Source organism: Luteibacter sahnii (assembly GCF_034063545.1).
In the GTDB taxonomy this organism is placed as follows: domain Bacteria; phylum Pseudomonadota; class Gammaproteobacteria; order Xanthomonadales; family Rhodanobacteraceae; genus Luteibacter; species Luteibacter sahnii.
The window spans coordinates 29,222-41,915 of sequence record NZ_JAQLOK010000012.1 but is presented as its reverse complement, the minus strand read 5'-3'; the positions used below and the strand labels follow the sequence as shown (position 1 = coordinate 41,915).

General features: G+C 64.9%; 11 protein-coding genes. 5 read left to right on the top strand and 6 right to left on the bottom strand.

Annotated elements, in window-relative coordinates; genetic code table 11:
* The first annotated feature begins 134 nt into the window (after positions 1 to 134).
* The 3 genes from PI246_RS18000 to PI246_RS17990 all read left to right on the top strand — a co-directional run bounded on the left by PI246_RS18000 (position 135) and on the right by PI246_RS17990 (position 3,024).
* Entirely contained in the window at positions 135 to 1,607 is a 1,473-nt protein-coding gene (locus PI246_RS18000; RefSeq protein ID WP_320552706.1) for a GGDEF domain-containing protein, read from the top strand.
* 137 nt (positions 1,608 to 1,744) lie between these two features.
* Entirely contained in the window at positions 1,745 to 2,632 is an 888-nt protein-coding gene (locus PI246_RS17995; protein WP_320552705.1) for an RHS repeat-associated core domain-containing protein, read from the top strand.
* Between the two features lie 2 nt (positions 2,633 to 2,634).
* Positions 2,635 to 3,024 carry a hypothetical protein gene (locus tag PI246_RS17990; protein ID WP_320552704.1) on the top strand — a complete coding sequence of 130 codons (390 nt, stop codon included), beginning with the start codon at positions 2,635 to 2,637 and terminating at the stop codon, positions 3,022 to 3,024.
* Between the two features lie 138 nt (positions 3,025 to 3,162).
* On the opposite strand, the gene PI246_RS17985 is transcribed toward PI246_RS17990, so the two are convergent.
* Both PI246_RS17985 and PI246_RS17980 read right to left on the bottom strand, forming a co-directional pair.
* Positions 3,163 to 3,498 (bottom strand): hypothetical protein, encoded by a 336-nt coding sequence (locus PI246_RS17985; RefSeq protein ID WP_320552703.1) that lies wholly within the window; start codon positions 3,496 to 3,498, stop codon positions 3,163 to 3,165.
* The gene (locus tag PI246_RS17980) at positions 3,488 to 4,414 is read right to left on the bottom strand and encodes an Lnb N-terminal periplasmic domain-containing protein (protein ID WP_407069840.1); all 927 of its coding nucleotides are present in this window, start codon (positions 4,412 to 4,414) and stop codon (positions 3,488 to 3,490) included. The genes PI246_RS17985 and PI246_RS17980 overlap by 11 nt, the downstream gene beginning before the upstream one ends.
* A gap of 205 nt (positions 4,415 to 4,619) precedes the next feature.
* Between PI246_RS17980 and PI246_RS17975 the strand changes: the two genes are divergently transcribed.
* Together PI246_RS17975 and PI246_RS17970 are read left to right on the top strand one after the other, a co-directional pair.
* Positions 4,620 to 5,216: a TetR/AcrR family transcriptional regulator gene (locus tag PI246_RS17975; RefSeq protein WP_320552701.1), complete on the top strand. Its 597-nt coding sequence runs from the start codon at positions 4,620 to 4,622 to the stop codon at positions 5,214 to 5,216.
* Positions 5,209 to 6,207: a phytanoyl-CoA dioxygenase family protein gene (locus tag PI246_RS17970; protein WP_320552700.1), complete on the top strand. Its 999-nt coding sequence runs from the start codon at positions 5,209 to 5,211 to the stop codon at positions 6,205 to 6,207. The genes PI246_RS17975 and PI246_RS17970 overlap by 8 nt, the downstream gene beginning before the upstream one ends.
* 60 nt (positions 6,208 to 6,267) lie before the next feature.
* On the opposite strand, the gene PI246_RS17965 is transcribed toward PI246_RS17970, so the two are convergent.
* The 4 genes from PI246_RS17965 to PI246_RS17950 all read right to left on the bottom strand — a co-directional run bounded on the left by PI246_RS17965 (position 6,268) and on the right by PI246_RS17950 (position 12,693).
* Positions 6,268 to 7,914 (bottom strand): methyl-accepting chemotaxis protein, encoded by a 1,647-nt coding sequence (locus PI246_RS17965; RefSeq protein ID WP_320552699.1) that lies wholly within the window; start codon positions 7,912 to 7,914, stop codon positions 6,268 to 6,270.
* A gap of 450 nt (positions 7,915 to 8,364) precedes the next feature.
* On the bottom strand, positions 8,365 to 10,293 hold the full coding sequence (locus PI246_RS17960) for a putative bifunctional diguanylate cyclase/phosphodiesterase (RefSeq protein WP_320552698.1): 1,929 nt from the start codon (positions 10,291 to 10,293) through the stop codon (positions 8,365 to 8,367).
* 63 nt (positions 10,294 to 10,356) lie between these two features.
* Positions 10,357 to 12,123: a sensor domain-containing diguanylate cyclase gene (locus PI246_RS17955; RefSeq protein ID WP_320552697.1), complete on the bottom strand. Its 1,767-nt coding sequence runs from the start codon at positions 12,121 to 12,123 to the stop codon at positions 10,357 to 10,359.
* A gap of 258 nt (positions 12,124 to 12,381) precedes the next feature.
* Positions 12,382 to 12,693 carry a hypothetical protein gene (locus PI246_RS17950; RefSeq protein WP_320552696.1) on the bottom strand — a complete coding sequence of 104 codons (312 nt, stop codon included), beginning with the start codon at positions 12,691 to 12,693 and terminating at the stop codon, positions 12,382 to 12,384.
* Between the last annotated feature and the right edge of the window lies 1 nt (position 12,694).

Genomic DNA, 12,694 nt, shown 5'->3' with positions numbered 1-12,694 from the left:
GGTCATATAGGCACCCGGTGGCCGAAAACGCAAGCTCGCCCCGGGGCACGATGCGTTATCCATGGCTATTCAAGAACCGGGCCGCGTCGCCGACTATGATGGTTCCGTCCTTTCAAGAGGCATCGTGAGGCCTCATGCGTATCCAGCGCTGGACCCCCGCGTTCTACTCCGTGCTGGTTGCGGCCCACGCCGGGACCATGCTTTTGCCATTCCCGCGCCGGATGACCTGGAGCTACGCGTTCGTTCTGGCGGTGCTCGGCGTCACGGCCCTGCTCTGCGCCCGCCGCGCGATGTTGGCCGTGACCCACAACCGGCCGCTCTGGCTTTTGCTGCTGGGCGGGCTGCTCGCCAAGGGCACCGCCTTTATCCTGCTGTTCGCCGACAGCCTGGTGCACCACGAAGGCACCCTGGTGATGGCAGATCCGACATTCTGGTTTTGCCTGTCGAGCCTCTTCTTCGTGTCGGCCGCGGCCTACGATCCGGCGACGCCCTTGTTACGATGGGCCTCCGTCGCGGATGTCGCCGTGGGTACCCTCGCGGCCGGGCTCTTCTACCTGTCGACGCGACAGATGCTGGCCTCGGACGCGACACCGCCTGAGCGGCTGATGCTGTTCTTCGACGTGCTCGACCTGTTCGTGGTGATCTTCGTGGGCATCCGGCTGCTCGGCACGCGACGCGCCGACGAGCGCCGCTTCTACGCGGTGCTGACCGCCTTCATGATCATCGACGCTGCCGCCGCGTCCGTGCATAACCGCTTCGTGCTCGCGTCGGAGTCCTACCTGCCCGAGGTGTTGCTCTCGGCACCGACAGCCATGCTCGGCATCATGCTGGCACGACGGCGTACGGTCTGGATGCGCGGTTTCAGGCCGAGCGCGGCGCAGCGACGCCTTTCGGTGAGCCTGCGCCCCCTCGCGCTCAGCATCGCGGCGAGCCTGGCGGCGTTCGCCTTCACGCAGGCGCAACCGGTGCTCGCCCTTTACGCGATGGCGACCGTGCTCCTGGTCTTCACGATGCGCGGCACGCTCATCGCGTGGTACCAGCTGACGATCGAAGGACAGCTGCGCTCGCTGCGTCGCGGGCTCCAGCACGCCGCGCTGCACGATCCGCTGACCGGCCTGCTCAACCGGCGCGGCCTGTTCCGCTGGCTGTCACGGGAATACGAGCCGGCGCGCCACGCCCGTGGCCTGTGCATCGCTCTTATCGACATCGATCATTTCAAGCTCTACAACGACCGCTACGGGCACCTGGCCGGTGACCGCTGCCTTGAGCAGGTCGCCAGGGCGCTCGCGCGTGAAGGCGATGGGATGCCCGCCTGCGTCGTTGGCCGATACGGTGGGGAGGAGTTCCTCATGCTCCTTCCGCACGTCAGCGCGATCGAAGCACGGCGCTTCATGGACGTGGTGCGTGCCACTATCGGCGCCCTGCCGCAGGATTTCGACGGCCAGCCCACCCATCCGGTGACCCTGAGCGTCGGGATCGCCTCCACCCAGGGGCGCGATTGGCCCACCCTCGATCGCCTGCTGCGCGACGCGGACGTCGCGCTTTACGAAGCGAAAGCCCTCGGCCGCAACCGCGTCGTGGTGCATGAGGCGATACGCGTCGCCTGAGCGACGCGACGTCGGCCAGCGTCATGGTACGTCCCCGATCCGGTCGATGTTATCGTTGAGGATGCGGCGCACCTCAAGCACGGCGGCCGCCTGACAGCCTCCCGGCTGTTCGGCTTGGGTATGAGGAGGGGATACGTATGAATCAGCGGACGCTTGTGACCCGTCTTTTACGCCTGTTGCTTGTCATTCTCGTTCCCTACCTGGCGATGGCAGCCCGAACAGCGGCGGCAGCCGAAACGGTTACCTACTACTACACCAATCCTCAAGGTACGGTACTGGCAACGGCCGATGCGGCAGGAAATCTCCTGACGACGACGGACTACAGACCCTATGGGGGCCAGGTAATGGGAGCTCCCGCCGCTGGGCCAGGGTATACCGGACATGTCGGCGATCCCGATTCGGGACTGGTGTACATGCAGGCCAGGTACTACGAACCCACCGCCGGGCGCTTCCTAAGCACTGATCCTGTCAGCCCAGAGGCAGGAAGTATCTACACATTCAGTCGCTACGCATACACGCAGAATAACCCGATCAACAGGACGGATCCTGACGGTCGCTGTGCGGAAGACGCCTGTATTATCGAGGGCGGAGTCGCTGTCAGCGCAGGAGTAATATACGTAGGCGCTGCTGCACTTGTGGCGGCAGGAGTGTGTGTGGAAGCATGCGGAAAGATTCAAAATGCCATAGGCGATACGGCCAAATCAGTTTATGACCATATTGTGGAGAGCCGGTCCAAGCCCCCACCGCCCTTACCGCAAGCCGGTGGAGCTCCGCACTCCGTCCTTGATGGGAAAGGCGGCTATACGACATACCCATCCGGGAAGCCCACCCAGGGAAAGCAGTACCGTCCTACAGGCAAGCCCCACGGAAACATTCCTCGCCCTAATGTAAAGGAATGGGAACCAAATATTGCGCCGGATGGAACAGAGCATGGAGGAGCGGGCAAGGTCAGGCCCCCCCGGGCCGATGAAATTCCGTCCTCTCCACCGCAGGCGCCGCCGCCACAAAAAACTGAAGAAGGCTGAGCGTGGAAATTTTCCGACTGGTCTATTGGATGAAATACGTTGTTCCGACATTGCAGAATGTGGACGGATATATCTTCTTTGACAGAGATGACATCGGATCGGAAGGAATAAGAGCGGAAGCTCTCCAAGGATATGCTTCTCTGCAGGAAGCGCAGTCTTGGATGAACATCATTCTGCTTGGGGAGTTCATTTCCGAGGTAGCTGGTGATGAGTGGGATGCCGATGCTCCCTTGATCAATCAGTTACTGTCGATATTCAAGGAGGCTTGGTCATTTCAGATAAAAGCCAGATTCCCAGGGGTAGACTTCAACATTGAGAAAGTCGTTGATAACGAGTACGGAGATATTGGCTTACGCATTGTCCAGCCAGCCTCTCCACTGCCACTGGAATAAGTGGTCGACAATTGACTAACCTTGCTTTGGAGGCATGGCGAGAAATGCCGCAGTTCAAACGAAAATTGCACGAAACCGTTCAGATTAATCCTGAATAAGAACAAGCCTTCTACAATCGGAAGCGGGTCGACAAAATTCTTAAGCCAGCTCCGTATGAGCCATATCCCCTTCCCAGCCGGTAGCAGCGTTTAGACGTAGAGTAAGCCGGTGAAACCGCCCCTGCCAGGGAGACTGTTTTGCCATGAAGATGCAAGGCGGCGGCGACGAGTGCTCGCACGCGGCGGCATCGAGGCCCGCCATGGCGAGCGTCTCGCTCGTCTGGTCGCTGAGGTGGCGACTGGAGAGAATGTCGCCACGGCGCTGGGCGATGTATTCGCGCGGCGACACGTCGCCGACCTTGACCATGGCGCAACCGCTGGACGCCACCACCACGCCGAGCAGCAGGCTGCGTACGACGCCTTTGCTACCGCGCATCGCGCGTCGATTCCATGCCCGGCACGCCGTCGCGGATGGCGCGCGAGAAGTCGCTGCCCGGGCCGGCCTGACGAGCCCGCTGGGTGATGTCGCCCTGGCGCCGCAAGACATCGAACGGGTAGCCCGGTACCAGCCCCCCTTCGTCGAAGGCATAGCGATCGACGTAACCGGAAAGCAGGATGCGGGGGTCCGCGGGAAGCCCGGGGCTGATCGTGCGCATCAGGTCGAAGATGACCGTGGTGCAATTGCTGGTGAGCGTGTTGTAGAACGCGGGATCGCGATCGAGCCGTTCCGCCCGGTCGAGGTAGGCCAGGAACAACGCCCGCGCCGCCTGGGGAGGCATGCGCAAGCGATACAGGTGCATCGTCTCGCCGCGCCAGTTGGTGCGCACCCGGAAGATGTCGTCTTCCTCGGATGCCACTAGGATGGACTCGAAACGACGCACGAAACCACCGAACGCCGAAAACGATTCCCCCTTTTCGCGACGGATTTCCGCCGAAAACACCAGGTGGCGTCCGTCGTCGAATTCGAAGCTGACGAGGGTGTGCGCGATAGCCGGGCCCATCCAGTATGACAGCGCCAGGTCGACGCCGCGAAGGCGGTCAAGGTCGTAATCGCGCTCCACCCAACGCTCCGTGGCACGCTCCGGGCCGGTCCATTCGAAATCGCGCACGTTGGTCAGGCGGACGTGCGAGCCGTCGACGGTCGCCTGGAGCGTGCGCGCCACGTCCGGGGCCCAGGTACGGTCGGCCGAAGGGCGCAGGCTCGCCCAATAGACGAGGATGAGCGCCGCGCCCACGGCCGCGGCCATGCGTATCGGCTCCACGAAACCCAGGCGCGACGGCAGCAGTGACGCCGCGCAAAGGGTGCCGAAAACGGTCGTGGCGATGACGTTGAGAAACGCCCGTTTCGGCATGTGGAACCACACCACCAGGCCGAGCCAGGCGGCCGCCAGCGCCAGCGCCACGACCGTCAGGGCGACGAGGCTCCGCTTCACCAACACACCCAGGAACGCTACCAAGCGTATCTCCATCACCGGTTGAACCCCTGGACCATTATTGCACTTGATGCATTTTTTTAGAAACCGCCGACTATCCCGGGAGGATTGGTAAGCTTCGCCCATGCGCACGCCAACGCCACCACGCGGCCGTCGTGAAGAAAACAAGCAGGCCGTCCGAGCCCGGCTCGTCGACGCCAGCCTGGTGCTGTTCGCTCGACAGGGCTACGACATGGTATCGGTCGACGACATCGCCGCCGCGGCGGGCGTCTCGCGGCGCACCTTCTTCAACTACTTCGCCGGCAAGGAAGAGGTGGTCTTCGCGTGGATGGATGCCGCCAGGGACCGCCTGGTCCACGGAATCAGGGAGGCGAACCCCCGGCTCTCGCCGCGCGCCATACTCCGCGAGGGCGTTCTCGCCCTGGTCGATGCCCTCCCCGCCACCGACCTGGTATCGGTCGGCACGCTCGTGCACGACACGCCGCTGCTGCGCGCTCGCCAACTGCTGAACATGGAGGCCTGGGAGACCGAACTCGCCGGTGCCCTGACGGCCCGCCTGCCGCGACTGAGCCGCATCGATGCACGCTACCTGGCCATGGGTGCGCTGGGTGCGCTTCGCGTGGCGGTGCTGCGCTGCATGGAAAGCCGCTGGACACTCCACCCTCGCCGCACGGTCGACGACGGCCTGAAGCGGTTGTGGCCTGAGCTGGCCCATGGCTGACGCCATGGACGGGGTGTCCGACGATGCCGAAAGCCTCCTCGGCATCGGTGCCCTTCGCACCTACTGGTCGGCACATCTCGCGCCCGGCTCGGTCGCACCCCTGCCCCACGACCTCGAGAAGACACTGCTCGCCGGCCTCGGGCTCAACGTGCTTGAAACGCTGCGCTACCTGCATCACCAGCGCCCGACATACGCCGCGTTCGAAGCCTGGGTCGCGGCTCGGAGCGACGCGGCATCGCGCGATCGACTCAGGCGTGCGCTGAAGGGCGAAGCGGTCGGTTCGATCGTGCGGGATATCGACCGGGTCGCCGGGCTCACCGACGACGATCTGGCTCACTGGCATGAGAACGGTTACGTCATCCTCCGTCAGGCCATCGACGAGGCGGCGGCGCAGGCGTCCGAGCGCGCGGTATACGATCACCTGGGCGCCACGCCCGACGATCCGGAAAGCTGGTACGGGGCGTCGCGCGGCCATTCCATCTGGGTGCCCCTGCTACGGCACCCCGCCCTGGCCGCGAACCGGCTCGCGCCGCGCATCCACAAGGCGCACGCCCAGTTGTGGGGCCGCGACGATCTGTGGGTGACGCTCGACCAGGCCGGATTCAATCCACCCGAGCGCCCGGGCTGGCCCTTTCCCGGACCCCACCTGCATTGGGACACGACGCTCGCCGAGCCGCACCCGCTCGATGTCCAGGGCATCCTTTATCTCGCCGACGTCGGCGAACACCAAGGCGCGTTCAGCTGCGTACCGGGTTTCCATCGCCATCTCAAGGACTGGCTGGCGACCGTGCCGCCCGGGGTCAGCGCCCAGGACCATGCCCGTCGCACGCTGACGCTGACACCGATCGCCGCGAAACGCGGCGACATGATCATCTGGCACCACCTGCTGCCCCACGGCAGCAGCCCGAATCGCGCGAGCGTTCCACGCGTGGTGCAATACCTTTCGCTACGGCCGACGCGGTTCGCGCACACGCACGCCTGGAAGGGTTAGGCGCAGGCCCGGTCCGGCGGCGACACGCCTCCCGCCAAAGCGGGAGACGTGGTTGGCGCTTCAGGCCATGCCGGCGGCGAACGTCGGCCGATGAGCCGGCGTCACGGGTCGCGCCTTCGCCACCGCCGGGGCCGGGCTTGCGCCGTTGACCGCCTCGCCGACCTTGAAGAACGCGACCTGGGTCATGAGTTCGCGAGCCAGCTCCAGCGCCTGGCGACTCGCGGCACTCGCTTCTTCGACCAGCGCGGCGTTCTGCTGGGTCACTTCGTCCAGGGCCGACACGGCACCGTTGACCTGTTCGACACCGGCGGACTGTTGCTCGGAGGCCGCCGCGATCTCGCTGACGATGTCGGCGACGCGCACGACACCCTGCTGGATATCGGCCAGGGCCTTGCCGGTGCGTTCGACCAGGTCGGCACCGTTGGTGACGCGCTCGACGGTTTCGCCGATGAGCGACTTGATGTCCTTCGCCGCGCTCGCGCTGCGCTGGGCGAGGTTGCGCACCTCGGCGGCCACCACGGCGAATCCCCTGCCCTGCTCGCCCGCGCGAGCCGCTTCGACCGCCGCGTTGAGTGCGAGCAGATTGGTCTGGAAGGCAATCTCGTCGATGAGTACCGCGATTTCGCCGATGTTCCGGCTGGCCTCGGTGATCTGGCCCATCGCATCGACCGCGTCTTTGGCGACGAGGCCACCGCTACGCGCATCGTCACGCAGCTCATGGGAAATCTTGCGGGCGAGCGACGCGCCTTCGGCGTTCTGCTTCACGGCCGCGGCCATCTCTTCCATCGAGGCGGCCGTTTCTTCGAGCGACGAGGCCTGTTCCTGCGTACGGTTGGACAGATCGTCGTTGCCTGCGGAAATATCACGCGCCGCGCTTTCGACCTGCGATGCGTTCTCGCGCACGGCACCGACGATGCGGGCGAGGTTGTCGTCCATCTCCTTGAGCGCGTTGAGCATGCGGCCAAGGTCATCGCCACGGGTGACGGCGAACGCCGTGCCCAGTTGACCGGTGGCGATGCGCGCAGCCACGGCGGAGGCGTCACGCAGCGGGGTCAGAATGCTGCGCACCAGCACGGTCGCCACGCCCAGAATGAGCGCAACGGCAAGGACACCACCACCGAGCAGTACGCCGATGGCACGACTGCGGGTGGCCGCCGCCTGGGTCGAGCGCGCTTCCAGCAATGAGCGCTCCATGGTGGCGAAGTCGTTGAGCACGGCGCGCATGGCGTCCATGCCCGCCTTGCCCTTGCCCTGTCGCTCGAGGGCCACGGCCTCGTTACTCGACGCGCCCACGGCCGCCTGCTTCTGCAGCGCCAGCGTGGGGTCGATCGCGTCGGCGAGCCAGCCCTTGTAACCCGCATCGAGGGTATCCAGGCGCCGCTGCTGCACGGGATTATCCGCGGTCAGCTGGCGCAGGCTACCCAGTGCCGTCTGGTAGTCCTTCTGGCCCAGGCGCAGAGGCTCCAGGGACGCCTCCTTGCCACTGAGCAGGTAACCCCGCTGCCCGGTCTCGATGTTGACCAGCGCGGTCAACAGGCGCGCCTCGACACGAAGCACTTCGTTGGTGTGCACGTCCATGAGGCTGCTCTGCTGCATGGAGCCTAGACAGACATAGACCACAATCACCAGCGCGGCAACGATGCCCGCGATCAGGGTGAAGCCGCCGAAGATCAACTTATTGCGCGACGCAAGTCTGAGAAATTCCATAGCACGATCCCGTTGGCGCCCGGGGGAACGCCCCGCGCTGGTGAAGGACAGTCAATCTGTCGGCGCCTCATGCGCCTTGCCCCGATACCGGAGCAGCCTTGCGAGCCAACGCGTGGAAGGCGGTCACGCCGGGAAGCCGAGGTATCCCCGTCCTGAAGACGGTATCGGCGCACCATTCACGACCTTTAGACATTTATGCAAAAACGGTGAATTAGTTTCGTCACATACGTGATGGACCGGCGGCACTCACGGCACGAAGGCGCGCCGTGCCCTTGCCATCCAATGAAACCCCTGAACCATCTAGACTTAGAAAACTTCAAGTGATATTTTTTAATGTTTTTTTATTTACATAAAGAAATACCGGAATAGCGCACCAAGGGCGCTCGCCTTACGGGCGAGCGCCGCTAGCCCTGGCGGGCCCGACGATTCGGTAAGACGAAATGAGGCGATTTAACGCGCGACGGCGCGCGACGGCGTGACCGGCACGCATCCGCCCTGATGCATCCACTGGACGAACTGCTCAGGCACGACGGGCGCGGAATAGAGAAAGCCCTGGCCGAACTCACAGTCGAAGCGCAGCAGGCTGGCGTGCTCTTCCACCCGCTCGATTCCCTCGGCCACCACAGACAAGCCGATACGCCCACACAGGCGGATGACGCCATGCAGGACGGCCATCTGGCGTTCGTTGCGCATGAACCCGCGCGTCAGCCGCTGGTCCAGCTTGAGCGTGTCGATGGGAATGTCATAGAGATACGAGAAATTGCTGTAACCCGTGCCGAAATCGTCGATCGCGATCTTGATGCCGGCCTGGCGCAGCTTCGCCAACTGATGCAGCACTTCGTCGGCCCCCGCGAGCCATTCGCCCTCGGTGATCTCCAGCTCCATGAAACCGGGCTCCACCGCATGTCGCACGCACGGCTCGAGGATGCGGTCGAGCAATCGCCCATCGGCGAAGTCGGACGCTTCGACGTTGATCGAGACCGGCATGCCAAAGCCCGCCGCCACCCATTCCGCCTGTTGCCGGCACACGTCATCGATCACCCAGTCGGTCAGTGCCTGCATGACGGGTGTTCGCGCGACAGGCGGAATGAACTCGGCGGGCGATACCTCGCCGAGTTCGGGATGCGTCCAGCGCAGCAGGGCTTCGGCGCCCATGATGCGACCATCGCCAAGGCGCACCTTCGGCTGGTAAACCACGCGAAACTGCCGCTTGTCGATACCCGCCGCCACGTCGGTGGCGAGACGGTACTGCCGACGGCAAGCCACGTCATAGGCCTTGTCGTACCACTGCCAGGGCTTGCGGTAAAGCGTCGCCTGCTGCACCGCGCTCATCGCCTTGCGCAGGGCGTCGTCGGTGTCGTCGGCGCGAAACGGCACGATGCCGCCGTAGCTCACCGGCTGCAACGGAATACCCTGCGCCTCGACGAGCGTCGCGACCGCCTCCTCCACCGAGGCGAGCAACGACATCATGTCGGCCGGTTCGAGCGCAGGAAGCATGAAGGCGAAGCGCGACACCGCCACGTGGTAGAGCTGGGCATGCGGCGCGACGATGTCTTCCAGGCGTTGCGCGACGGTCCGGATCACGGCCTCGACCGGCCCCATGCCCAGCGCCTGCGCCAGGCGGTAGGCCATGGGAAGGTCCATGGCATCGATCAGCACCAGATTGCGCGTGTCGGTAAACTTCGTCTCGGCCAGCACCGCCAGGTCGGCGTTGAACTGCTGCCGGTTGAACAGGCCGGTGACCGGGTCGCGGCGGCCAACCCTCTGGCGCAGCGCGATCTGGTCCATCACCAGGCGGGCGAACGTCTGCAACTGCTGGCGCTGTTCTTCGGAGAGGCAGCGCGGTACGTAATCGATCAGGCACAACGTGCCGATCGCATGGCCCGAGGCGGTGATCAGCGGTGCGCCTGCGTAGAAGCGAAGCAGCGGGCCGCCGGTCACCAAGCGGTTTTGAGCAAAACGATCGTCTTCGCGCAGCTCTTGCACCTCGAAGACGTCGGTTTGTTGGATGGCGTAAGAGCAGATCGAAACCTCACGCTCCGTACCCCGGGCTTCGAATCCGGTTTTCGAGATGAAGCGCTGCTCATCCTGCCCGACCAACGAAACCAGCACCGTCGGCACGTCGAAGACCTGAGCAACCAGGCGCGTGATGCGATCCAGCTCCGGCGGATCGATAGCCTCCCATAGCTGGAGACTACGCAACATCGCGAGGCGATCGCGCTCCGACGTCACGCTGGCGAGCGCCACGTCGCTATGGATGGCGCATGCATCCCACTGGTCCGACACCAAGGCCTCCACGAGCCGATTCGCCTGGCTCAGCGTATCAGGTGAAGGCACGGTGGAGATCAGGGCGTCGCAGGTTGGGCCGAATACGTGCATGCCAACGTATCGGCCGCGCGGGCGAATCCTGAACCACCCCGCGCACAGACGATGGGGCTCCCGTTAAGGGAACGACTCGCGGTCCGCCCGTGAGCGATACAGTTGTTCGTCAGCCCGCGCCACGGTTCGTTCCAGCGACTCGGCGTTCTTGCGGGTCGCCGCTCCCATCGAGAACGCGATCGGCGCCTCGTCGCGGTCGCGCTCAAGATGCGCCATCACCTGAGCGAGATACGGCGCATCGCCCGCCTCGAGCACCAGGAGGAACTCGTCGCCGCCCAGACGAACGACGACGTCGCCGAGCCCGCAACGACGATGCAGGAACTGCGCCATCTGCACCAGCACCTCGTCGCCACGCTGGTGGCCGAAGGTGTCGTTGATCGTCTTGAAGCGGTCCAGGTCGATGGCGATGCAGCCCCATATCGCATCGTCAGGCAGCTTATCGGTCATCCGCTCGAGCATGCGCCGGTTGCCGCAGCCGGTGAGCGGATCACGGAACGACGACTCCTTGAGGCGCTTTTCCTGGCGCCGCTGTTCGGTGATGTCCTGGGCGTGACCCAGCACGTAGGGCTCAGCCCCGTCGTTGTCGAGAACGTTATGGTATTGCCACACCACCACGCGCCCATCCTTGGCGACCAGTTCCATCAGGCCCGAATCGTGCCCCATGGTCGTGACCCGCTCGAGATAGGTACGAAAATCCGGCGCGCGCTCGGGGCGCATGAAGTGGGTAAAGGGCATGCCGAGCACTTCGGCCGTGGCATAACCCAGCGCCCGGGCCGCGGCGGGATTGACCGACATCAGGATGCCCTGGGCGTCGTGCGTGCAGATAAACCCCAGGCTGTGCTGAAACAATGTACGGAAACGACGCTCGCTGGTTTCGAGCGCCTCCACCGCCTGGCGTCGCACCGTGACGTCCTGCAAGGCACCGATGAAGCCCACGAGCTCATCGCCCTCGCGGATCGCATCGCCCTGGGCGTGCACCCAGATGTCACGCCCGCTCGCCGTGCGCAGGGGCAACTCGAGATCCCATCCGGTGCCCGTGCTGCGGCAGCGTTCGATGACCTCACGCAGGGTGACCTGGGCATCGGGGGCGTAGTAGCCGATCGCTTCGTCTAGGGTGGGCTGGTGGCCGATGGGACGATCGTGGATGCGGCAGGTCTGGGCGGACCAGATCAGCATGTCGGTGCGCAAATCCCACTGCCAGCCGCCCACGCCCGCGACGTGTCCGGTGCGCTCGAGAAACCGCTCGCTCGCGGCGAGCGCGGTCTGCATTTTTACGATCGCCTCGGACCGCTGGCGTTCGCGCACGGCTTCCCGTTCCAGCGTCTCGGCGCGCACCACCGCCATGGCGCGCTGTTCGAGCGCTTCGCCGGTGGCGCGACCCAGGGCTTCGAGCGCCTTGCGCTGCACGGGAGTGAGTTCGCGCCGGGTGTGATCGATCACGCACAGCGAACCCAGGCGAACACCGTCGCTGAGCACGATGGGCATGCCGGCGTAGAAACGGATGTGTGGCGAGCCGGTCACCAACGGATTGCTGGCGAAACGCGGATCTTCGATGGCGTCGGGCACTTCGAGGATCTGGTCGTCGCGGATGGTGTGGTCGCAGAACGCGATGTCGCGGGCGGTCTGGGGGATATCCGCCAGCCCGATGTTGGCCTTAAACCACTGCCGCTCCGCGTCGAGCAGCGTGATGAGAGCGATAGGGGTGCCCGCCACGAGCGCCGCGGCCTCCGCCAGCGCGTCGAAGAGCGGCTCGGATCCGGAGTCGAGCACCTGGAGCGCGTCGAGGCGTGCCAACCGCAGGGCTTCGATGTCGGCTTGATCGTGGGGCATTCGGCGGGCTCCTGGGTTGGAGCTAGCTTAGCGAGCCCGGTGGAACGATCAAGTCACAAAACACTCTGGGCGGCGGCGACGCAGGGACGCAGGGACGCATCTTCACACGCCGGGCGTCGTCCCGACGCGTCCCCGGTACGCACCCGAACACCCCGACTTGCCGAAGGCGTGCCAACCGATCGCATGGGCGATACGACGGCAACCGGCACCGCTGGCGATCGGCCCCTCGACGCCATGCGCCGTCGTGGGGCGGCTCACCTACCTCGCGCGCGCCCCGTCGTCGGCGGTCACCACGGATGCCGCGGCGGCGATCACGCGCTCGAGGGAACAGGACAGAGTGTCGTCCTTGCCCAGTTCACTCACCCCGTTGACTTCGATCAGCAGCGTTTCCGACGCCTCGGCCAGCGTCTCGGCACCCGCCTCCCGCGCGTGACTCAGGAGCAGCGCCACGCGAAAGCCGATTTCCTGCAGGTCTTTATCGACGAATGCGCCGGACAGGGCGAGGGCGTCCTCCGCGATCGCCCGTCGAAGCCACGGCAGGTCCGAGTGAATAGCATTCCAGAACGGCACC